A 19,785-nucleotide genomic window follows, 5' to 3' on the forward strand; every position below is an offset into this window, starting at 1 on the left:
CACCAGGCGCCTAAGGCCGCCAGCAGCTTAAAATCGCCGTAGCCCAGCCCTTCCCGCCCGGTCAGCAGGCGAAAGGCCCAGTAAAGCAGCCAGAGCGACAGATAGCCCGCTACCGCACCGAACAGCGAGTCCTGCAACGGCAATCTGTGGTCAAATGCATGGAGTAAGAGACCTGCCCACAACAGCGGCTGGGTCAGGCAGTCCGGGAGAAGCTGATGCTGCCAGTCGATCATCGCCAGTGGCAGTAAAAACAGCGCGAGTAACCACAGCGAAAACAACCCCTGAACGTCCGGCATGCACCAGGCCGTAACGCCAAAAAACAGCGCCGAGAAAAATTCGATCAAAAATAACCGCAGCGGGATGGTCGTGCCGCACTGGTGGCAGCGTCCCCGTAATAACAGCCAGCTGACCAGGGGGATATTTTCCCATGCAGCAAGCGTGTGCTGGCACACCGGACAGTGCGAGGCAGGAAAGAGCAGATTGCCGCTTCCCTCTCCATCCATCACGATCCCCGGCAGGCGCTCGGCAACAACGCCAAGAAAACTGCCCATAATCCCGCCCAGGATCGCACTCATTATCGGAAAACTAACCGGGCAGGCCTCCCGGATCAGCGAGAAGGTATTCATGCGTTTTTTGCCCAGGTGAGCTGCACCTGCGCTTTTACATCGCTGAGATGGTCAACCGGCGTGAGGTTTATTTTTTGCAATCTGACGCCGGAGGTTTGATTAATTTCGCGCAGCCAGTTTTTTAATTCATAAACATTTACCCGATTAACCACGAACGATAAAGTTTGTCCCTCCTGGCGCACGTCCGTCAGCGACAGGTTAATTTCATTGGCGCTTTTCTCGACCACCGTGCGAGGATTATCCGTTTTGACTAACTGAACCTGAAGATGATTTTTATCAATTTCATTGCGCATCCAGTTAAGCGTCTCTTTTTGTCTTTTAAGCGTCGATTTACTATTTTGAATCATATTATCCAAAGGGATGACTCCTGCGTAATACACCGCAGCCCCAAGCAGGGCAACGATGCAGAGTTTTAAAATAACTTTCTCCCGGGCGCTGTAGTTCTGGTAGCGTGATTTCAGCTGCGCGATTCGCTCTTTCATTTATGTTTCCCTGCGATCATGGCGGTATAGGGTTCGGTGGTTGAAACAGGCTGTAAGGTAAAATCGAAATTCTCACGGGTCTGATTAACAAACGCCTGCAACGCGGGCTGGTTTTGCGCGCTGACGCTCAGCGTCAGCGTGTTTTGCTGCGCATCATATTCCAGCAGATCGATTTCCATCGTAGGCACTGACTGCCGGGCGGTCGCCAGCTCGTCCAGCTGAAGGAAGATCCCCTTACTCTGTTTTTTGACGTTCTGACCAAAGTGATATTTGATATTGGTCTGGTGACGCATGCTGGGGAAATGGTGCTTATACACCTGGAGGATCTCCTCCTGTATCTGGTTTTCCTGCTGCACCAGCATCCAGGCCATCGCAATGCGCGGCCCCAGCAGCAGGCCAACGGACAGCAGGCCCGCAATCGCCACTGCGGCTTTCATGCTTTTCGCGACGCGCCCGTTACCGGCCTTAAGGCTGAATTCACCGTGAAGCAGATTCACGCGACAGGCCTGCCACTGCGGCTGGATCAGCACCAACGGATGCTGCCAGGGCTGGGCGATGTCGACGTCCACACCAGCAGGCGCTTCGCCGTAACAGCACACCTCCCCCTCTCCGGCCTTCTGCATCAGAAGCGGCAGCAGGCTCGCTTCCATTTCGCTGGCAACATGCGGTGATAAACGTAGCCAGTAGCCGTCGTCCTGAGCGACAAGAGTACTTCCGCCAGCCGTCACGGGCAGCAGCCAGGCATCCGGCAGCACCTGGATCACTTTTAACCCCGCCTCCTGACAGCGGCTTAACCACCCGCGCAGCAGATCGGCATCTATCGCCACCGCATCAACCTCAGCGCCTTTTTTGTTCAGCACCGTCCAGTGGAGATTATCCACCTCGCCAATCAGCGTCTCTTCCGCCATCCAGGAGAATGCCGTCGCCTGAGAGGCGACTTTCTTCGGCAGCGTAAAATGGCGGAAGATCATGCTGCTGGCGGGCAGCAGCAGACAAACACGGGCCGCCAGTGGGTGGTCCGCCAGCGCGTCCAGGCTCTCCAGCGTCTCAACCTGCTGGCTGCCGGAGACACACCCCATTATTTTCCCGCCCTCGCGGTTATCGGGACGAACAAAAAGTACCTGTTTCATAGCGATCTACTTTTCTTATTCAATCATTCGGTAACGACGTTGCCACGTCACGATCTCACCGGCCTCGTTATTGATCTGAAGCTGGCTAACCACGCGAAGCGTTAATTCATCGGTATTGCCGGTATAGTTCACGCGGAAATACCGGCTGCTGATGGAGAGAAACTCAGCCACCTGCGGGAGATCGTCTTTCAACTGCGGGAAGGTCTGCTCCAGCGCTTTGCTGAAGGTTTCCATATTTTCCCAGCCCGTTTCAGGACGCGAATCAATCAGGCGAACGGCATCATCTTCCGTTAATTTTCCGGGGAACAGGGCGGCCAGTAAGGCGGCCTGTTCCGGTTTCAGGGTGTTCACATCCACCTTGCTGGCAGAGTCCGGCAGCGCGCAGAGCAGCTTGCTCACCTTCGGATATGCCGCTACCGGGAACGCGGGCAGCTGTTTGATCTCAGCAATGGTGCGCATCATCTGGTTCGCGGGCTGTCGGGCGGGCACAACGCCCGCCCAGGCATCGCTCTCTGCACCGTCTTTGGCCGTCGTCGCGTCGCCATCGAGATAGTCCACCAGCTGTTGATACACCTCTTCTGCCGTAGTGTGGCTGATGCCGCTTTCCGTCAGGATCTGCTCAACAATCTGCTCGTTGCGCGGTTTTTCCGGCACGGCGGGCGCGTTTTGCCCCTGTGGTATTTTCTCTGCGGCCAGCAGGTTATTGACGTTAAAGCAGTCCTGCGCGTCTTCCACCTGGCTGACCACCGTGTAATCTTCGCCCCGCGTCTCCAGCGGCTGGTGCCAGTCGCCGTCCAGGTTCAGAGCCTTGTTTTCACCGGTGGCGTCGGTCTGCAGGCGGTCCTTCACCACCTTCTCCTGCGCCTGCATCGCCCAGCGCAACTGCTGCTGGCTGACCTGATAATGGGTTTTCTGCAGATTGCGACAGAACTGCTGGCTAATTTTGGCGGCCAGCGCCGACATCATGACCAGCAGGATCAGCACCACCAGCAGCGCTACCCCTTTCTGTTTACGTAATGCACTCATGATTTTGCTTCCGGTGCCGGCAGCGGCGCAGACGCGGTCTCTGGCGCAGCGGCGGGCGCTGGCGCCGCCGCTTCAGGCATATCGCCCGGGGTCGTAAAGACCCAGCGCCAGGTATCGCCGTTTTCCATGGTCAGCGTCAGCTCCACGCCGTCCGGCAGATGCGCCGGGTCGCTCCAGCTTTTCTGCCAGCCCTGACGGTAAAAACGCCACTGCAGCGATTTCACCTCACTGACAATCGGCACTTCATCGGGCTTCGCGTCCACCGGGCCATCAATCACCGGCCAGACGTCGCGATACAGACGCCCCTCTTCCAGGCGCCAGCGCACACGCTCCAGCTGGATCGTTCCGCTCACGCCATTCAGCGTGGTCAGCTCAAGCGCATCATCCACCTGACGAAACAGATCCGGCTCGTTACGCGGGGCGCGCGCCTGCAGCTGGTAGAAATCGCGCTCCATCAGATTCCAGGCCCGCTGCAGCTGATTGAGCTTCGCGGCGCTGGCGTCGGTTGCCGAACTGGTGCGCATTGCGCCGTCCAGAATTTGCCAGGCCAGGGTGCTGATCACCGCGAAAATGGTCAGGGCAATCATGATCTCCAGCAGGGTAAACCCGCGCTGGCGTCGCGTTTTTTTCACTTGCTCTCTCCCGGCGGAACGATCTGCAAAGCGATAACCGGCTGGCTGTCGTCCCCTTCCGCGTAGACGCGAATGGCGTTCGCCCAGCCGTTGTCGGCGGTTTTCACCCGCTGCTTGCGCCAGTTCCAGCTGCGCCCGCCCATGATTTCCGTCCCCTGCGCCTCGGCGTCCGGGAAGTCGGTTTTCGTGAGCTGCGCTTCCGCCAGCTGATTTTCCGCCACCCAGCTGGCCTGCAGCGTGTCGGCCAGGCCGTGAGTGAAACGCACGTTCAGGGAGACGGAGTTCATCAGCGCCAGCGCGGCGGTGGAGAAGATCACCAGCGCGACCATCACCTCCAGCAGCGTCATCCCCTTTTGCTTTTTGCCGTTAGCCATCGTTCTCTACCGATACAGGCGCAGCGCCTTGCGACACCACGCGGAAATGGTGCTGTTTGTCATAGCTTTGCAGCGTCAGCGTGAAGCGGCTGATTTCGCCGTCCGGTAAAAAGAGCACCTGCGGATCGGCACTTACCGTGGCGGCAAGGCGCTGGGGCGAGAGCGAAACGTGCATCTCTTCCGGGAAATCGCCTTTGGTGGTAATACGCCCGGCGGATAACGGCACCCAGTGACGTTCGCCGTTTTTATCCTCGAGCGTCACCAGCTGATAATTATCCGTCGTGATGACCAGCCCGACGATATTTCCGTCCATCACCGCACGGTCTGAACCATAATCAACGAGGGCTTTTAATTGCTGGCCAAATATATCCGCACCGCTGCGTGAGGGTATGGTTGACACCACCATCATGGCGCAGCTGGCAAATATCACCAGCGCCAGAATAATTTCCAGCAACGTAAAGCCGCGTTGTTTATTCATTATTTCTCTTTCTTATCCAGAGACCAGTTCGTAATATCATCGGCGGTATTGGCTTCACCGTCCGGACCGGCGGAGAAGACATCGACCGCGCCGTGTTCGCCCGGGCTAACCAGAATATAATCTCCGCCCCACGGGTCCTGCGGCAGGCGACGGATATAGCCATCAGCACGGTAGCCGTTCGGGATTGGCGCGATTTCAGGCTTGGTTACCAGCGCCTGTAAACCCTGCTCGGTTGTCGGGTAGCGGTGGTTATCCAGCTTATACATATCCAGCGAACCTTCGAGCGCGACAATATCGCTGGTTGCTTTTTGCGTATCTGCTTTTTCTTTATTGCCCATTAAGTTTGGCACCACCATGCTCGCCAGTACGCCGAGAATAACAATGACCACCATTAATTCGAGCAAGGTGAAACCCGCCTGACGCGCCAGGTTTTTACGTTTTAAAGCCATGATTTAACCTACCATATTATTAAGTTGCAGAAGCGGTTGTAATATTGACAGCACGATGAATAAAACAATCGTCGCCATGGATACCACCAGCGCCGGTTCAAATACCGACAGCGTTAATGTAATTCGATGCTGCAATGCCGATTCCTGGTTTTCCGCCGCGCGGTCCATTAAATTGCCTAATTCCCCGCTCTCTTCGCCGGAGGCAATCATATACAGCATGGTTGGCGGGAATAATTTCGCCTGTTCCAGCGCGGCATAGAGCGATGCCCCCTGACGCACGGTATCCGCCGCCTGCTCCAGCACCTGCCGGGCGTAGAGGTTTTCGATACCGTCCATCGCGATGTACATCCCCTCCAGCAGCGGCACGCTGCTGGCCTGCAAAATGCTCAGGGTGCGGATATAGCGGGCGCTGTTGATGGCGCATACCAGCTTTTTGATCGGCGAGCCGTTCACCAGCCAGCTGTGCCAGCGAAAACGGTTTTTGGCGTTTCTCAGCCAGGTCTTAAAGCCGACAAACCCGCCGCCGAGGATCCCCACGATGTAGATCCCATACGCCTGCAGAAAATCACTCACCGCAATCAGCGTGCGGGTGGTGATCGGCAGCTGCTGCTTCATGTGGGTGAACTGCTCGATCACCTGCGGCACCACCGCCACCAGCAGAATGCTGATGACCGCGATGGCGACCACGGTCAGGGTAATCGGGTAGACCATCGCCTGCGTCAGCTTGCTTTTCATCTTCTGGCGCTGCTCGTTGTACTCCGCCAGCTTCTCCAGCACGTCGCCCAGGTGGCCGGTTTTTTCGCCGGCCATCACCAGGGTGCAGTAGAGCTTGTCGAAGGTGCGCGGGAACTGGCTAAACGCGTCGAACAGCGTGTGGCCTTCCACTACTTTCTCTCGGATCTCCACCACCATCGCCGCCAGCTTTTTGTCCTCAGTCTGCTTCGAGATAGCCTTCAGGGCGCTTTCCAGCGGCAGCGCGGCGTTGACCAGCGTCGAAAGCTGGCGGGTAAACATCGACAGCACCGGCGTGGAGAGCTTTGCGCCGGTTTTCGCTTTACCGGACGCCGCCGCCTCGCGGGTTTCGTTGATGCTGACGGGCATCAGCTTTTGCTCGCGAAGCCACTGGCGAACCTGCTTTTGCCCCTCGGCCTGCAGCGTGCCGCGCTGGGTTTTCCCCGCGCCGTCCGTTGCGGTCCAGGCGTAGAAGGCCATTACGCATCCCCCCCACGCTCGGCGGTGACGCGCATCACCTCTTCCAGCGAGGTCACGCCGCTAATCACCTTCAGCAGCCCGTTTTCACGCAGGCTGTAAGCCTGCTTAAAGAGCTGCGTCTCGATGGACATTTCGTCCTTATCTTCATGAATGGCGCGGCGCATGGTGCTGTCCACCACCAGGAACTCATGAATACCGGCCCGGCCCTGATAGCCGCTCTGGCGGCAGTGTTCACAGCCCACCGCGCGGTAGATTGCTTTTGGCGGCGCGTCCATAAAGCTGAACAGCGCTTTTTCATTGGCATCCAGCGGACTGGTGGTCCGGCAGTGCGTACACAGCCGACGCACCAGACGCTGGGCAATGACACCGAGCAACGATGAACCGATTAAAAAGGATTCCAGCCCCATATCCCGCAGGCGAGTTATCGCCCCTGCGGCGCTGTTGGTGTGCAGCGTAGACATGACCAGGTGACCGGTAAGCGACGCCTGTACCGCAATTTGCGCGGTCTCACCGTCACGAATTTCCCCGATCATCACCACGTCCGGGTCCTGACGCAGAATGGCGCGCAGCCCGCGGGCAAAGGTCATGTCCACGCGCGGGTTAACCTGCGTCTGCCCCACCCCTTCCAGCTCGTATTCAATCGGGTCTTCAACGGTCAGAATGTTGCGTTCGTGACCGTTCAGCGCCGAAAGAATGGCGTACAGGGTGGTACTTTTACCGGAGCCTGTCGGCCCGGTGACCAGGATAATGCCGTGCGGGCGGTCAATCAGCCCTTTCAGCTTCTCCAGCTCTTCATCAATCAGGCCCAGCTTGTTGATGTCAGGCTTAAGATTGCTTTTATCGAGCAGACGCATCACCACGCGCTCGCCGTACTGGGACGGAATGGTCGAGACGCGCACGTCGATCGCCTTGCGGCCAATGCGCAGGGAGATACGGCCATCCTGCGGCAGGCGCTTCTCGGCGATGTCGAGTTTTGACATGACCTTGATGCGCGATACCAGCAGCGGCGCGAGCTTGCGCGCAGGCTGCAGCACCGGGCGCAGCACGCCGTCAACGCGGAAGCGAATGCTCAGTGTGCGCTCGAAGGTTTCGATATGAATATCCGACGCGCCGTCCTTCACCGCCTCGCCGAGAATGGCGTTGATCAGGCGGATTACCGGCGAGTTTTCGTCGTTATCGAGCAGATCTTCGTTATCCGGGATCTCCTCGGTTAACGCCATCAGGTCGATATCGGCGTCCATATCGTCCACCAGCTGCTGCGAGACGCCGCTGCTCTGCTGCCAGATTTTGGCCAGCATCTCGTCAAACGCTTCCGGCGTGAGGGTGACCGGGACGAACGCGCGTCCCAGCACCCGGCGCACTTCCAGCAGTGCAAATGCCGGGGTGTCATCACGGATATAGACGTCATTGTTATAAAATAAAACGCCGTTATCTTTTGCGTAGCTGCTGCTACACAATGTTTTACTCAGTTCGTCCACGTTGCCCCTCCGCCTTACTCTTTAAACGGATTGCGTGTCGCGCTGGTTTTCACCGGTGCGGCATGGGTGGCAGTCTTAGTGTCGGCAGACGGAAACGCGGGCAGAATGGCGTTATCCGCTGGCTCAATAATGCCGAGCTTTTTCTCCTCCACGCGCTGCATCTGGCGAACGCGGATCTGGTCATATTTCTCTTTCGACGCGGCGCTGTAGTTGTCGTCGTCACGCAGGACGGTGGTATGGATAAACACCATCAGGTTGCGTTTCGACGTGTCCTGCGAGGTGTAGCGGAACAGCTGGCCCACCAGCGGGATATCGCCGAGCAGCGGCACTTTGGAAACCGACTGCTTGGTGACGTTTTCCATCAGGCCGCCGAGCACCACCGTCTGGCCACTGTGGACCATCACTTCGTTATTAATGGTGCGTGTGTTGAAGGTTGGGCCGAGGCTGGCGTCTTCCGTCGCGCTGTTGTCAACGCTGGAGACTTCCTGCTCAATCTTCAGGTGGATCATGTCGCCGTCGTTAATCTGCGGCACAATTTTCAGCTTGGTACCGACGGTCTTACGCTCAACGGAGTTAAAGACGTTGTCGCCGCTGGTGGTCTGCGAACCGGCAAGGACCGGCACGTCCTGGCCCACGTTAAACGACGCTTCTTTGTTATCCAGCGTGACCACGCTCGGCGTGGAGAGAATGTCGTTTTTACCGTCGGTGGAGAGCGCGGTCATCAGGGCGCCGAAGTCGCCGTTGAAGAAACCGGTCGCCAGGCCGGTGAAGCTTGCCCCCTTCATGGTGCCGTTTTTAATCTGGCTGATAGGCAGGCCGGTTGAGCCGAACTGCACGCCGCCGTGCTTGCTGGTCCACTGCACGCCGAGATCCAGGCCGTTACCGTCCTGCACTTCAGCAATGATCGCTTCCACCAGCACCTGCGGACGGCGAATGTCGAGCTTGTCGATCACCTTCTCCAGGGAGTTCATCACGTTAGGCTGCGCGGTGATCACCAGCGAGTTCGTTGACTCATCGGCGCTAATATTCAGATCGCTGGCCGCCGTGGCGGTTTTCGACTTCGGCGCACCCGCCTTGTCTTTCAGCTGCTCGCCAATACCGGTCAGCACCGGAACCACTTTGGTGGCGCTGGCGTATTTGAGGTAGAAGACGCGGGTATTCCCCTCGTTGTTCTGCTCGCGATCCAGCTGATGGATCAGGGAACGGGTGCGCATGCGCGCATCTTCCGAACCGCTGATCACCAGGCTGTTGGTCTCGTCATCCGCTACCACCTTGGTGGCGAGCTGCGGCGCGTTCTGCCCCTTCTGCTCTTCGTTGTTGAGGTTGTTCAACATGTCGGAGAGCTCTTTGGCGGACGCAAAGCGCAGCGGCACGATTTCGCGACGCTGAATGCCGTCTCTGTCGACGCGCTGCACCAGATCCACCAGGCGGTTCACCACCGAGGCTTTCCCGGTTAACAGCAGGACGTTCGACGGCTCAAAATGCACCACGTTACCGATACCGGTGGCATCGTTCAGCTGGCGCAGCAGCGGCGCCAGCTCGCGCACCGGCACGTTTTCCATGCGCACGACGCGGGTGATGATCTCATCGCCTTTGCCCGGATTTTTGCTGTCGGCCAGCGGGGCCCCGGCGGTGCGGGCTACGCTTGAGCGCACCACTTTGACCATGCCGTTGTCCATCGGGATCACCGACAGACCGTACAGGTCCAGCACGCTCAGGAAGAACTGGTAATACTCATCTTCCGTCAGCACGTTATAGGTTCTGACCGACACCGTGCCCTGAACGGACGGGTCGACGAGAATGGTTTTGTTAAGATTGCGGCCTACCGTATCGATAAACTCGCGGATATCGGTATTTTTAAAGCTCGCGCTAAAGTTAGCTGCAAGCAGCGAACTGGAATATAACGACAATGCGGTCAGCGCCACGCACGCCCAAGGAAATTTCTTCATGTCTGTACACTTGTTAATTGTTTAGAACATTAACCCGAATATTTTCAAGGTGAGCGTGACGTCTGACGACGACCTCCGCTTCTTTCATTTTCGACCAGTTGGCAATAATACTTTTTGCCTTTGCTTCATCGGTCATATCGACAGAGTTGACTTTCACAGCCACGTCGCCCTTTTCCAGCCCGGAATGGCTGAAGAACGCTGAGGCATTCCTTGGATTGATGTTGTAGCCTTCCAGTTGGCCTTTTTCGATTACCGGTTTTAACACCAGATAATCATCCAGATGCACGCTTTCCGCGCCTGCATCTTTCGTCGATTTGGTTACCGGGCCGCTATCAACGCCGCCCTTAAAATAGTCAGGCTTATTTAACGCCAGTACCTGCGTAGCACCTTCATAATTAACCACCACATTGTCTTTGTTAATTTCCTGAATAAAGGCATCGTTAAAACCGGTCAGCGGCTCGCCTTCGCGATAGCTGCGCTGGCCTGCCGGGGTTTTAATCACCGCAAAGGAGAGCCAGGCATCGTCACTGCTGACAATTCCTTCAATTTCCGCTGCCAGCGGGGCTTTCGCGGCAGCCGGTAAGTTATCCTGACGCACCGCAGTCGTGAACAGAGTAAATGTCTTTTCTTCACGACGATTTTTCAGCGGCTGTTCATCAGATTTAGCCAACTTATTCGTAACTTTTTTATAATCTTTAAACGTCAGATAGCCTTGCTGGCCGCAAAAAATTAACAGCACAAACATAATACAAGGCGTTATCCACCGTGACAGAAATGAGAACCTCATTTTTCATCTGGCCTTTAGCAAAGCGGAAATAAGCAGCGTCGGGCTGCGCCAATATGTGTGAAAAATAGTAATTAACTGCCGTAAATACGACCATCGACTTCGCCATTAACTTTAATAAAAAAAACTATTGACCAAATAAAATCGGGATGTTAGGTCATTGCAACTGGATATTTTTACCCTGTGCGCAAATTGACCACCCTGTGGCGTTGCTTTACTTTCTCGTCCTGTTGCTATTCCTAATCAGAGACGGTAAGTCGTTATGTATCAGAGCCACTTTAAATTTAAACAACCGCCATTCAGAACAATCACGGGTTTCTCCGGCGATTTTCTGGTGCCTTATCATCAGGACGTATTCAACCTGCTGAAAGAGAAAAGCCAGGTGGCGGGAATTATCGGGCTCTTTTGCAACGACGCACCGCTGCTGGGCCACTTCAGCGATGCGCTGAAGGCCAGCCTTCCTGGCGCCATTGCCATCAACGCGTTTCCTAAGCTGAGTGCCAGTAGCCTGCTGTACAAGCTCAACCCGGGAACGAAAGAGAGCAAGAGCCGCATTCAGGCGGTGGATGCCGTGCTGCATCAGTGGCAGGGCGGAAAAAACCGCAGCAAAACCCTGGTCATCCGTCACGCGGAAGCGATGAAGGAGACCTGCCGTGAGGTGCTGGGGATGTTGCTTACGCGTGCTCAGGAGCTGGAGTTCCGTCTGTCCATCGTGCTGATGGGCAGCGCGGAGCAGGAAGCCGCCCTCTTACACCCATCTGAACTTCGCGAATATGCCCATACCCGTCATACATTGCGTCCCCTGACCTGCCGGGAATTTCTCAGCTATGTGCAGGCGCAGTGTGAAGAACACGGGTGCGAAAATTCGCCGCTAACCCCGGCGCGCGTGCGCAAGATGCACGCGCTGACCAAAGGCAACATCAGCAAACTGAATGAACTGGCGCACCTGTCAATGCTCGCGGCCTGGACCGAACGTGCAGCGCAGGTCAGCCCGCGTCATTTACGCCTGGCGGCAGGCGAGATCCTCCCGGCGAAAAAACACGGTAAGCGCCTGGCGACCGTGGGATTGTTCGCCTCGGTTCTGTTCGCCGCCTGCGGATGGTATTTAACCGCCTCAATCAATGCAAAACTGCCGATTCAGCTTCCCGTACCGGCGAGCTGGAAACAGCAGAAGCCAAAAGCCGACGCGCCTGTCGTGCCGGTTATCGACAATGAAGTGGTTAATCAGCCGGATGCGATGCACCAGCTGTACCTGATGTGGGGGTATGACGCCTCCGCGGATGATGCGCTGTGTCAGAACGCCGGGAAGGTCAATCTGATGTGTAAACAGGGCATCGCGTCACCGGATACGCTGGCACAGGAGGGTTATCCGTGGGTCAGTGAACTCAAAACCGGTAACCATCTTAACTACGCTGTTGTCGCCCGCGTAGGCGATGACTCGATGGATCTGCTGATGAATAACCGCACCTGGCAGGTGAGCCGCAGCTGGTTTAACCAGCATGCCACCGGTAACTTTACCCAGCTGCATCGCCTGACGCCGGAAGGCAAAGATGCCATCAGCGCCGCCAGCGATGCGAAAGACATGGGCTGGCTGGATCAGGCGCTGAGTCTGGCTCTTGGCCAGCCTGAAACCCATGCTCAGACCTGGACGGCTGAGATGATGAAACGCACCCGCGAGTTCCAGCAAAAAGTGCATCTGCATGTGGATGGTATTCCAGGGGAAGATACGCTGATGCAGTTAATGCGTGAAACCCATACCACGCCGAGCGTGTTGATTCAGGCCACGCATGCCACACCGGACGCCAACACGCAGGAGAAGCATTCCTAATGTCTACCATCTGTCTTGCGGCTCAGCGCAGCTACAGCAACGGAGAGGCGGTCTGGTTTTCGTACCGCCTCCCCAGCCTGAGAAAAATTTGCGGTCATACCTTTTTATGGGTATTGGGTTTGTGCGCCCTGGTCATGGCAGGGCTGTACGCGCATATTTACTGGAATTTGCGCCACCCGGCCCCTGAACCGGTAAAAGCGAGCGTCGCTAAACCGGAAACGCAGCTTTCCGATATGCATTATGTGTACGTGAGTAAACCGTTCCCGCATCCGCATCCTAAACCGGCGCCGGTAAAGGAAGAGATGCCGCCCATGCAGGATCTGCCGATAAGCACCGATGATGCTGACTGGCAACAGGCCCCTGACAGCACCGTGCCGCAGGATGCCGGGCACGATACCTCGCGTGATACCCTGCCGGGAACCGAGGCGCACGAAAACGCCACCGCGTCGTCGGGAAGTGAAGATGCTTCGTTAGCCGAATTGTTTAAGCAGGCGTTAAAAGAACAAGAGCAGGATTATTCTCAAGGCAAAATTCCCGCGCCGCCGGTTGACGAAACGCAGGATCAATCGCAAAGCAGTTTGTTGCATAACGATAACGTCCAGTCTCCTTTGAGTAAAAAAGGAGACCGGCTGGAGTAGTTAATATTTTTCAGGTAGCGTGGTGAGGTTAAGCAGACGACCTTTCTCCACCACAATATATTGACCTTTCTTCAGGTCGGAGAGGATTTTAATAATGGTACTGCGGGCCAGGTTGGTATATTCCTGAATATAGTCATAGATATTAATATCGCGCTGTTGGTGAACAATCAGCTCATTAATTTCGTAGAGGAATTCGCGGACCACAGAATAGGCGCTACGGGCGACCAGAACATCATCGCGTTTGCTCAGCAGGCAGATGTACCAGGAGAGCACTTTGGTCAATTCAGGCCACAGATTTTTCTCGGTCATAAGCTGCGCGAAGGCCTCTTTTTTGATGCTGCGTACTACGGTGTTTGCGCGGACCAGGCCGTACATATGGGCTGACTGATAGAAAATAGCGGACAGGCCAAACACGCACTGTCCGGTGACGGTAAACATGCAGAGTTCGTCTGATTCACGACGGAATTCGACTTCGCCGCTGACGATAATATGAATATACTGAGAGTCAGCCGTGGAAATTTTCTGCCATTTCTTTAAGGTTTTCTCTTCAAAACCTTCTGTGGCAGAAATAATGGCTTCCATTTCAGGTTGTGGACGTAATTTTTTACCGTAAATGCTTAACATTGTTATACCCATTTAAGATTAGATTTATTAGACATAGCATGGCCGCGGCATTAAAACCGAAAACCAACAATCTTTTCCTGATGAAAGGCTCAAGGAGAAAATAAGAACGCTTGCCGCCAGCAATATTTTTTTGATTTACTTAGCAAGCTATGTGTCTATCTTAAATCCGGATAATTTTAAGTCAATTTACTAAAAATGAATTGAGTTTGTACTTAAGATTAATCTCAAGCACAAATAAGGGGAAAACGCGCATTCGGGCGCAAACCGAAGGTTTACCCCTGCCCGTATTTCTCTAAAAGGGCTTCTGCAATGGCCATCGTTTCCACATCCGCGACGCCGTTCCATACCTGCGGGCGATAGTGCATCTGGAAGGCGGTGATAACGCGTTGCTGCTGCTGATCCGTGGCGTTGTCCGGCACCTCATAGCCATAGCGCATCAGCAGGTCGAGCAGGGCTGCACGATCTACCTCCTGAAAGCGCGGACGACCATTGATATAGAAGTTCACGCGCCCGGCATCGGGCCAGGCCCCAATCCCCTGCTTCGCCAGCGCCTGCCAGGGAAACAGCGGGCCGGGATCGTCCTTACGCTGGGGCGCGATATCAGCATGCGCCACCACGTTCTGCGGTTTAATGTCGTACCGGGCGATAATGTCTTTCGCCAGCGGGATAAGCGCCGCGATTTGCGCGGGCTCAAACGGGGCGAAAACTTTCACACCGTCGCGCTTCTGCCAGCCGCGGTTCTCCAGCTCAATGCCGACAGACGTGTCATTGATCCGGTTGGTGCCTCGCCAGAAGCTGATGCCCGCATGCCAGGCCAGCTCGCTCTCCGGCACCAGCTGCCAGATGCGCGGCTTCCCGTCCGGCGTCGGCGGCTTCGCAGGGATGAGATAATGCGAGCTGACGTTTTTGTCGGTTAAGGTCGCAAGCGAGGTGTCGAAGTCGTCGGCGGTGTAGTGGATCACCAGCACCTTTATCCGCGGGTAGGCCGCCTGCGCCTGATGGCGGGTATCCAGCTCGTAGGCACCTTTATCAACAATGCCTTTTTCCTGGGCGCATCCTGCCAGCAACATCGCCAGCAGGAGCGTTGAAAGCGAGCGCTTCATCGACGGGTTTTCACCGCCGTGCCGCTTACGCTCACCATCAGCATGCTCGAATCTTTGCCGACGGTTTCATAATCAATATCGATTCCTACAACGGCATCTGCGCCCAGCGCTTTGGCCTGCTCGCCCAACTCCTTAAACGCAATTTCGCGCGCTTTACGCAGCTCTTTTTCGTACGCGCCGGAGCGTCCACCGACGATGTCACGAATCCCGGCAAAGAAATCCCGGAAAATGTTCGCGCCCAGAATCGCTTCGCCGGTGACCACGCCGCAATACTCGGTAATGGTCTGTCCTTCCAGGGTTGGCGTTGTTGAAAACTGCATACTTTCTCTCCTTCTTTAGCGTTCAATGCGTTAGCAACAGCATTATCGGTTCGTTACGCTATGATTGAAAGGATAGTTAATAAATAAGGAAATCAACATGCGCTACTCTGCTTTAACACTTTTAGTGCCCTGCGCGCTGGTGCTCAGCGCCTGTACTACCACGGTCACGCCAGCCTTTAAGGATATCGGTACCCGCAGCGGCCCCTGCATAGACGGCGGCCCGGATACCGTGGCGCAACAGTTCTATGATTACCGCATTCAGCATCGCGGAAATGATCTCACCGCCCTGCGCCCGTACCTGAGCGATAATCTTGCAAAACTGCTCAACGATGCCACTCGCGATCCGCAGCATAACGCCCTGCTGAAATCCGATCCGTTCTCCAGCCGCACCACGCTGCCGGACAGCGCCGAGGTGGCCAGCGCGTCAACCATCCCGAACACCGATGCGCGGAACATTCCGCTGCGCGTGAAGCTGACCCAGGGAACCCAAACCTGGCAAGACGAAGTGCTGATGATCCGTGAAGGCCAGTGCTGGGCGGTGGACGATGTGCGCTATATCGGCGGCAGCGTTCATGCCCCGGCCGGCACGCTGCGCCAGTCGATTGAGAACCGCTAGATCATTAGTGATAAAAATGTTACCCCCGTAAAATGTCCGGCATTTCACGCGGAATGCCGACATTTATACTCGCCGACCTTGCCGTTCGCTATTTTGTGCTATGTTTAAGAGGAAATGCGGGTTATATTTAACTTTTAACGCAGAAATATTGCATAACTATTCTGTCAACGGTACTATCTGCGGCCTCAATTGCTATAGATTGCCTGGATGAGTAAAGACTGCCCCGATGAGTATTAAACTAAACGGCATTAACTGCTTCTACGGCGCACACCAGGCGCTGTTTGACATCACGCTGAACTGCCCGGAAGGCGAAACGCTGGTTTTACTTGGCCCAAGCGGTGCAGGCAAAAGCTCCCTTCTGCGCGTCCTTAATCTGCTTGAAATGCCCCGTTCCGGTACGCTGGCTATCGCCGGTAACCATTTTGATTTCGCGAAAACCCCGTCAGATAAAGCTATACGCGAACTGCGTCAAAACGTCGGCATGGTCTTCCAGCAATACAATCTCTGGCCGCACCTGACGGTGCTGCAAAACCTGATTGAAGCCCCGTGCCGCGTGCTGGGGTTAAGCAAAGATCAGGCCATCGCGCGTGCTGAAAAGCTGCTGGAGCGTCTGCGCCTTAAGCCCTACAGCGACCGCTATCCGCTGCACCTCTCAGGGGGTCAGCAGCAGCGCGTGGCGATTGCCCGCGCGCTGATGATGGAGCCCGCGGTACTGCTGTTTGATGAGCCGACCGCGGCGCTGGACCCGGAAATCACCGCCCAGATCGTCAGCATCATTCGCGAACTGGCGGAAACCAATATTACGCAGGTCATTGTTACCCACGAAGTGGAAGTGGCGCGTAAAACCGCCAGCCGTGTGGTCTACATGGAAAACGGGTATATCGTTGAGCAAGGTGACGCGAGCTGCTTCGCGAACCCGCAAACCGATGCCTTCAAAAACTATTTATCTCATTGATTGTGTCAGGGGAAATATAATGAAAAAAGTATTACTTGCCGTGCTGCTTGCTGGCGTTACCCTTTCCGCTACCGCAGCCCAGACCATTCGTTTCGCCACGGAAGCCTCCTACCCTCCGTTTGAGTCCATTGATGCGAACAACAAAATTGTTGGCTTCGACGTAGACCTGGCAAACGCCCTGTGTAAAGAGATCGACGCAACCTGTACCTTCAGCAATCAGGCGTTCGACAGCCTGATCCCAAGCCTGAAGTTCCGCCGTATTGACGCCGTCATGGCCGGTATGGACATCACTCCTGAGCGCGAAAAGCAGGTGCTGTTCACCACCCCTTACTACGACAACTCCGCCCTGTTTATTGGTCAGAAAGGTAAATTCACCTCTGTCGATCAGCTGAAAGGCAAGAAAGTCGGCGTGCAGAACGGCACCACGCACCAGAAGTTCATCATGGATAAACATCCGGAAATCACCACCGTTCCGTACGACAGCTACCAGAACGCGAAGCTGGATCTGCAGAATGGCCGTATCGACGGCGTATTTGGTGATACTGCTGTCGTGACCGAGTGGCTGAAAGCCAACGACAAACTGGCGCCAGTGGGCGACAAAGTGACCGATAAAGATTACTTCGGTACCGGTCTGGGGATTGCCGTTCGTCAGGGCAACACCGAGCTGCAGCAGAAATTCAACGCTGCGCTGGAAAAAGTGAAGAAAGACGGCACCTACGAAACCATCTACAAAAAATGGTTCCAGAAGTAATTCCTGATGAATGAAATTTTTCCTTTAGCAAGCGCCGCCGGGATGACCGTCGGCCTTGCCGTTTGCGCACTGATTATCGGCCTGGTGCTGGCGATGTTCTTTGCGGTGTGGGAATCAGCAAAATGGTTCCCCGTCGCCTGGGCGGGCTCCGCGCTGGTCACCGTACTGCGTGGGCTACCGGAAATTCTGGTGGTCCTGTTCATCTATTTCGGCTCCTCACAGCTGCTGCTCACGCTGTCGGACGGCTTCACGATCAATCTCGGCTTTGCGCAGATACCGGTGCAGATGCAGATTGACAACTTTGACGTCAGCCCGTTCCTCTGCGGCGTGATTGCCCTCTCCCTGCTCTACTCCGCGTACGCGTCGCAAACCCTGCGCGGTGCGCTGAAAGCGGTACCGCAGGGGCAGTGGGAATCCGGTCAGGCGCTGGGCATGTCGAAAGCAGCGATCTTCTTCCGTCTGGTGATGCCGCAGATGTGGCGCCACGCCCTGCCGGGCCTGGGCAATCAGTGGCTGGTATTGCTGAAAGATACCGCGCTGGTGAGCCTGATCAGCGTGAACGATTTGATGCTGCAAACCAAAAGCATCGCCACCCGTACTCAGGAGCCATTTACCTGGTACATCGTGGCGGCGGCTATCTACCTGGTAATCACGCTGCTCAGTCAGTACATCCTCAAGCGTATTGACCTGCGTGCGACGCGCTTTGAACGGAGACCAGGCTGATGCTTGAATATTTCCCGGAGCTGATGAAAGGGCTGCACACCAGCCTGACGCTGACCGTGGCGTCCATCATTGTGGCGCTGATCCTGGCGCTCATCTTCACCATCATCCTGACGCTGAAAACGCCGGTGCTGGTGTGGATCGTGCGCGGCTACATCACCCTGTTTACCGGTACGCCGCTGCTGGTGCAAATCTTCCTGATTTACTACGGACCGGGCCAGTTCCCGTCACTGCAGGCGTATCCGGTTATCTGGCACCTGCTCTCTGAGCCGTGGCTCTGCGCTCTGATTGCCCTTTCGCTGAACAGCGCGGCCTATACCACCCAGCTGTTTTACGGGGCGATCCGTGCCATCCCGGAAGGACAATGGCAGTCCTGCGGGGCGCTGGGCATGAGCAAAAAAGACACGCTGGCGATCCTGCTGCCGTACGCCTTCAAGCGCGCGCTCTCCTCTTACTCCAACGAAGTGGTGCTGGTGTTTAAGAGTACTTCTCTGGCCTACACCATCACCCTGATGGAAGTGATGGGTCACGGGCAGCTGCTGTACGGGCGCACCTATGACGTGATGGTGTTCGGCGCGGCCGGCGTGGTGTATCTGGTGGTGAACGGTCTGCTGACGCTGATGATGCGACTGATTGAGCGTAAAGCGTTAGCGTTTGAGCGCAGAAATTAATCACGCGAGTGCATAAAATGTAATTACCAGAGCGGATAACCCGATGGCTTATCCGCTTTTTTTTATACCAAACACAATATTTAATCATATTTATTGCATATAAATTCATTAACTGGCATTGTACATCCATGCCGCAGACACGGCGCATAATGACAAGATAGACAGACGGGAGCATTACAATGAAAAAGTTAGTTCTGGCCGCACTACTCGCCACCTTCGCCGCTGGCGCATCCGCTGCTGATAAAATCAATTTTGGCGTTTCGGCCACCTATCCGCCGTTTGAATCGCTGGACGCCAGCAATCAGATCGTCGGTTTCGATATCGACCTGGCGAAAGCCCTGTGCAAGCAGATGCAGGCCGACTGCACCTTTACCAACCATGCCTTCGACAGCCTGATCCCGTCGCTGAAATTCAAGAAATACGATGCGGTGATCTCCGGGATGGACATCACGCCGGAGCGCAGCAAGCAGGTGGCGTTCACCGACCCGTACTACGCCAACTCGGCGGTGGTAATTGCGAAGAAAGGGGCTTATAAATCCTTTGACGAGCTGAAAGGCAAACGCATCGGGATGGAAAATGGCACCACACACCAGAAATACCTGCAGGACAAACATCCTGAAGTGAAAACCGTGGCCTATGACAGCTACCAGAACGCGATTATCGACCTGAAAAATGGCCGTATCGACGGCGTCTTCGGCGACACCGCCGTGGTAAACGAATGGCTGAAAACCAACCCGCAGCTGGGTACGGCAACGGAAAAAGTGACCGATCCGCAGTACTTCGGCACGGGCCTCGGCATCGCGGTACGCCCGGATAACAAAGCCCTGCTGGAAAAACTGAACGGCGCGCTGAAGGCGATTAAAGCAGACGGCACGTACCAGAAAATCAGCGAGCAGTGGTTCCCGCAGTAATCTCTTTTTGCCGGGTGGTCTGGCCTAC

General features: G+C 55.7%; 23 protein-coding genes. 8 read left to right on the top strand and 15 right to left on the bottom strand.

The window, feature by feature from the left end; genetic code table 11:
* The 12 genes from IM295_RS08125 to gspC form a co-directional block, all read right to left on the bottom strand.
* The coding region (locus tag IM295_RS08125; protein WP_193066519.1) for an A24 family peptidase at positions 1 to 626 on the bottom strand (626 nt) is incomplete at its 3' end.
* Positions 623 to 1,108: a type II secretion system protein GspM gene (gspM, locus tag IM295_RS08130; protein WP_045261799.1), complete on the bottom strand. Its 486-nt coding sequence runs from the start codon at positions 1,106 to 1,108 to the stop codon at positions 623 to 625. The genes IM295_RS08125 and gspM, both read right to left, overlap by 4 nt.
* The gene (gene gspL, locus IM295_RS08135; protein WP_193066520.1) at positions 1,105 to 2,238 is read right to left on the bottom strand and encodes a type II secretion system protein GspL; all 1,134 of its coding nucleotides are present in this window, start codon (positions 2,236 to 2,238) and stop codon (positions 1,105 to 1,107) included. Before gspL ends, gspM begins: the two co-directional genes overlap by 4 nt.
* Before the next feature lie 15 nt (positions 2,239 to 2,253).
* On the bottom strand, positions 2,254 to 3,264 hold the full coding sequence (gspK, locus tag IM295_RS08140; protein ID WP_193066521.1) for a type II secretion system minor pseudopilin GspK: 1,011 nt from the start codon (positions 3,262 to 3,264) through the stop codon (positions 2,254 to 2,256).
* Positions 3,261 to 3,896, bottom strand: coding sequence for a type II secretion system minor pseudopilin GspJ (gene gspJ, locus IM295_RS08145; protein ID WP_193066522.1), 636 nt, complete (start codon positions 3,894 to 3,896; stop codon positions 3,261 to 3,263). The genes gspK and gspJ overlap by 4 nt, the downstream gene beginning before the upstream one ends.
* Positions 3,893 to 4,270, bottom strand: a complete 378-nt coding sequence (gspI, locus tag IM295_RS08150) for a type II secretion system minor pseudopilin GspI (RefSeq protein ID WP_028012527.1) — start codon at positions 4,268 to 4,270, stop codon at positions 3,893 to 3,895. The genes gspJ and gspI overlap by 4 nt, the downstream gene beginning before the upstream one ends.
* Positions 4,263 to 4,748, bottom strand: coding sequence for a type II secretion system minor pseudopilin GspH (gspH, locus tag IM295_RS08155; protein ID WP_028012526.1), 486 nt, complete (start codon positions 4,746 to 4,748; stop codon positions 4,263 to 4,265). The genes gspI and gspH overlap by 8 nt, the downstream gene beginning before the upstream one ends.
* Positions 4,748 to 5,197, bottom strand: a complete 450-nt coding sequence (gene gspG, locus IM295_RS08160) for a type II secretion system major pseudopilin GspG (RefSeq protein WP_028012525.1) — start codon at positions 5,195 to 5,197, stop codon at positions 4,748 to 4,750. The genes gspH and gspG overlap by 1 nt, the downstream gene beginning before the upstream one ends.
* A gap of 3 nt (positions 5,198 to 5,200) precedes the next feature.
* On the bottom strand, positions 5,201 to 6,409 hold the full coding sequence (gene gspF, locus IM295_RS08165; protein ID WP_045261802.1) for a type II secretion system inner membrane protein GspF: 1,209 nt from the start codon (positions 6,407 to 6,409) through the stop codon (positions 5,201 to 5,203).
* Entirely contained in the window at positions 6,409 to 7,887 is a 1,479-nt protein-coding gene (gspE, locus tag IM295_RS08170) for a type II secretion system ATPase GspE (protein ID WP_006809432.1), read from the bottom strand. The genes gspF and gspE overlap by 1 nt, the downstream gene beginning before the upstream one ends.
* A 14-nt stretch (positions 7,888 to 7,901) precedes the next feature.
* On the bottom strand, positions 7,902 to 9,836 hold the full coding sequence (gene gspD / locus IM295_RS08175) for a type II secretion system secretin GspD (RefSeq protein ID WP_048959671.1): 1,935 nt from the start codon (positions 9,834 to 9,836) through the stop codon (positions 7,902 to 7,904).
* A 13-nt stretch (positions 9,837 to 9,849) separates the two neighbouring features.
* Positions 9,850 to 10,581: a type II secretion system protein GspC gene (gene gspC, locus IM295_RS08180; protein WP_193066523.1), complete on the bottom strand. Its 732-nt coding sequence runs from the start codon at positions 10,579 to 10,581 to the stop codon at positions 9,850 to 9,852.
* Between the two features lie 301 nt (positions 10,582 to 10,882).
* Between gspC and IM295_RS08185 the strand changes: the two genes are divergently transcribed.
* Together IM295_RS08185 and IM295_RS08190 are read left to right on the top strand one after the other, a co-directional pair.
* The gene (locus IM295_RS08185) at positions 10,883 to 12,448 is read left to right on the top strand and encodes a peptidoglycan-binding protein (RefSeq protein WP_193066524.1); all 1,566 of its coding nucleotides are present in this window, start codon (positions 10,883 to 10,885) and stop codon (positions 12,446 to 12,448) included.
* Positions 12,448 to 13,086 (top strand): hypothetical protein, encoded by a 639-nt coding sequence (locus tag IM295_RS08190; protein ID WP_193066525.1) that lies wholly within the window; start codon positions 12,448 to 12,450, stop codon positions 13,084 to 13,086. The genes IM295_RS08185 and IM295_RS08190 overlap by 1 nt, the downstream gene beginning before the upstream one ends.
* Here the strand turns inward: IM295_RS08190 and IM295_RS08195 are convergent, their stop codons facing one another.
* From IM295_RS08195 to IM295_RS08205, 3 genes are all read right to left on the bottom strand, one after another.
* Positions 13,087 to 13,710, bottom strand: a complete 624-nt coding sequence (locus IM295_RS08195) for a helix-turn-helix domain-containing protein (RefSeq protein ID WP_028012518.1) — start codon at positions 13,708 to 13,710, stop codon at positions 13,087 to 13,089.
* A gap of 272 nt (positions 13,711 to 13,982) precedes the next feature.
* Complete coding sequence (locus IM295_RS08200) at positions 13,983 to 14,813, bottom strand: N-acetylmuramoyl-L-alanine amidase (protein ID WP_049136636.1); 831 nt, start codon at positions 14,811 to 14,813, stop codon at positions 13,983 to 13,985.
* Positions 14,810 to 15,133: a heavy metal-binding domain-containing protein gene (locus IM295_RS08205; RefSeq protein WP_028012516.1), complete on the bottom strand. Its 324-nt coding sequence runs from the start codon at positions 15,131 to 15,133 to the stop codon at positions 14,810 to 14,812. The genes IM295_RS08200 and IM295_RS08205 overlap by 4 nt, the downstream gene beginning before the upstream one ends.
* A gap of 97 nt (positions 15,134 to 15,230) precedes the next feature.
* Between IM295_RS08205 and IM295_RS08210 the strand changes: the two genes are divergently transcribed.
* The 6 genes from IM295_RS08210 (at position 15,231) to artJ (ending at position 19,757) form a co-directional block, all read left to right on the top strand.
* On the top strand, positions 15,231 to 15,749 hold the full coding sequence (locus IM295_RS08210) for a lipoprotein (protein ID WP_028012515.1): 519 nt from the start codon (positions 15,231 to 15,233) through the stop codon (positions 15,747 to 15,749).
* A gap of 226 nt (positions 15,750 to 15,975) precedes the next feature.
* The gene (gene artP, locus IM295_RS08215) at positions 15,976 to 16,704 is read left to right on the top strand and encodes an arginine ABC transporter ATP-binding protein ArtP (RefSeq protein WP_008500030.1); all 729 of its coding nucleotides are present in this window, start codon (positions 15,976 to 15,978) and stop codon (positions 16,702 to 16,704) included.
* 19 nt (positions 16,705 to 16,723) lie between these two features.
* Entirely contained in the window at positions 16,724 to 17,455 is a 732-nt protein-coding gene (artI, locus tag IM295_RS08220; protein WP_008500032.1) for an arginine ABC transporter substrate-binding protein ArtI, read from the top strand.
* A 6-nt stretch (positions 17,456 to 17,461) separates the two neighbouring features.
* Positions 17,462 to 18,178: an arginine ABC transporter permease ArtQ gene (artQ, locus tag IM295_RS08225; protein WP_028012514.1), complete on the top strand. Its 717-nt coding sequence runs from the start codon at positions 17,462 to 17,464 to the stop codon at positions 18,176 to 18,178.
* Positions 18,178 to 18,846: an arginine ABC transporter permease ArtM gene (gene artM, locus IM295_RS08230; RefSeq protein ID WP_028012513.1), complete on the top strand. Its 669-nt coding sequence runs from the start codon at positions 18,178 to 18,180 to the stop codon at positions 18,844 to 18,846. Before artQ ends, artM begins: the two co-directional genes overlap by 1 nt.
* 179 nt (positions 18,847 to 19,025) lie before the next feature.
* Complete coding sequence (gene artJ, locus IM295_RS08235) at positions 19,026 to 19,757, top strand: arginine ABC transporter substrate-binding protein ArtJ (protein ID WP_015571008.1); 732 nt, start codon at positions 19,026 to 19,028, stop codon at positions 19,755 to 19,757.
* Positions 19,758 to 19,785 lie beyond the last annotated feature (28 nt).

This window comes from Enterobacter cloacae complex sp. P14RS (assembly GCF_014895895.1).
GTDB lineage: Bacteria > Pseudomonadota > Gammaproteobacteria > Enterobacterales > Enterobacteriaceae > Enterobacter > Enterobacter bugandensis.

Bases quoted from the DNA above. Each gene is read 5' to 3' on its own strand.
- IM295_RS08185 (WP_193066524.1), top strand. From the start codon at position 10,883: ATGTATCAGAGCCACTTTAAATTTAAACAACCGCCATTCAGAACAATC.
- IM295_RS08205 (WP_028012516.1), bottom strand. From the start codon at position 15,133: ATGCAGTTTTCAACAACGCCAACCCTGGAAGGACAGACCATTACCGAG.
- gspC (WP_193066523.1), bottom strand. From the start codon at position 10,581: ATGTTTGTGCTGTTAATTTTTTGCGGCCAGCAAGGCTATCTGACGTTT.
- artP (WP_008500030.1), top strand. From the start codon at position 15,976: ATGAGTATTAAACTAAACGGCATTAACTGCTTCTACGGCGCACACCAG.
- artJ (WP_015571008.1), top strand. From the start codon at position 19,026: ATGAAAAAGTTAGTTCTGGCCGCACTACTCGCCACCTTCGCCGCTGGC.
- gspM (WP_045261799.1), bottom strand. From the start codon at position 1,108: ATGAAAGAGCGAATCGCGCAGCTGAAATCACGCTACCAGAACTACAGC.
- gspI (WP_028012527.1), bottom strand. From the start codon at position 4,270: ATGGCTAACGGCAAAAAGCAAAAGGGGATGACGCTGCTGGAGGTGATG.
- gspK (WP_193066521.1), bottom strand. From the start codon at position 3,264: ATGAGTGCATTACGTAAACAGAAAGGGGTAGCGCTGCTGGTGGTGCTG.
- artM (WP_028012513.1), top strand. From the start codon at position 18,178: ATGCTTGAATATTTCCCGGAGCTGATGAAAGGGCTGCACACCAGCCTG.
- gspL (WP_193066520.1), bottom strand. From the start codon at position 2,238: ATGAAACAGGTACTTTTTGTTCGTCCCGATAACCGCGAGGGCGGGAAA.
- IM295_RS08200 (WP_049136636.1), bottom strand. From the start codon at position 14,813: ATGAAGCGCTCGCTTTCAACGCTCCTGCTGGCGATGTTGCTGGCAGGA.
- gspF (WP_045261802.1), bottom strand. From the start codon at position 6,409: ATGGCCTTCTACGCCTGGACCGCAACGGACGGCGCGGGGAAAACCCAG.
- IM295_RS08195 (WP_028012518.1), bottom strand. From the start codon at position 13,710: ATGTTAAGCATTTACGGTAAAAAATTACGTCCACAACCTGAAATGGAA.
- gspD (WP_048959671.1), bottom strand. From the start codon at position 9,836: ATGAAGAAATTTCCTTGGGCGTGCGTGGCGCTGACCGCATTGTCGTTA.
- gspG (WP_028012525.1), bottom strand. From the start codon at position 5,197: ATGGCTTTAAAACGTAAAAACCTGGCGCGTCAGGCGGGTTTCACCTTG.
- gspH (WP_028012526.1), bottom strand. From the start codon at position 4,748: ATGAATAAACAACGCGGCTTTACGTTGCTGGAAATTATTCTGGCGCTG.
- IM295_RS08190 (WP_193066525.1), top strand. From the start codon at position 12,448: ATGTCTACCATCTGTCTTGCGGCTCAGCGCAGCTACAGCAACGGAGAG.
- artI (WP_008500032.1), top strand. From the start codon at position 16,724: ATGAAAAAAGTATTACTTGCCGTGCTGCTTGCTGGCGTTACCCTTTCC.
- artQ (WP_028012514.1), top strand. From the start codon at position 17,462: ATGAATGAAATTTTTCCTTTAGCAAGCGCCGCCGGGATGACCGTCGGC.
- IM295_RS08210 (WP_028012515.1), top strand. From the start codon at position 15,231: ATGCGCTACTCTGCTTTAACACTTTTAGTGCCCTGCGCGCTGGTGCTC.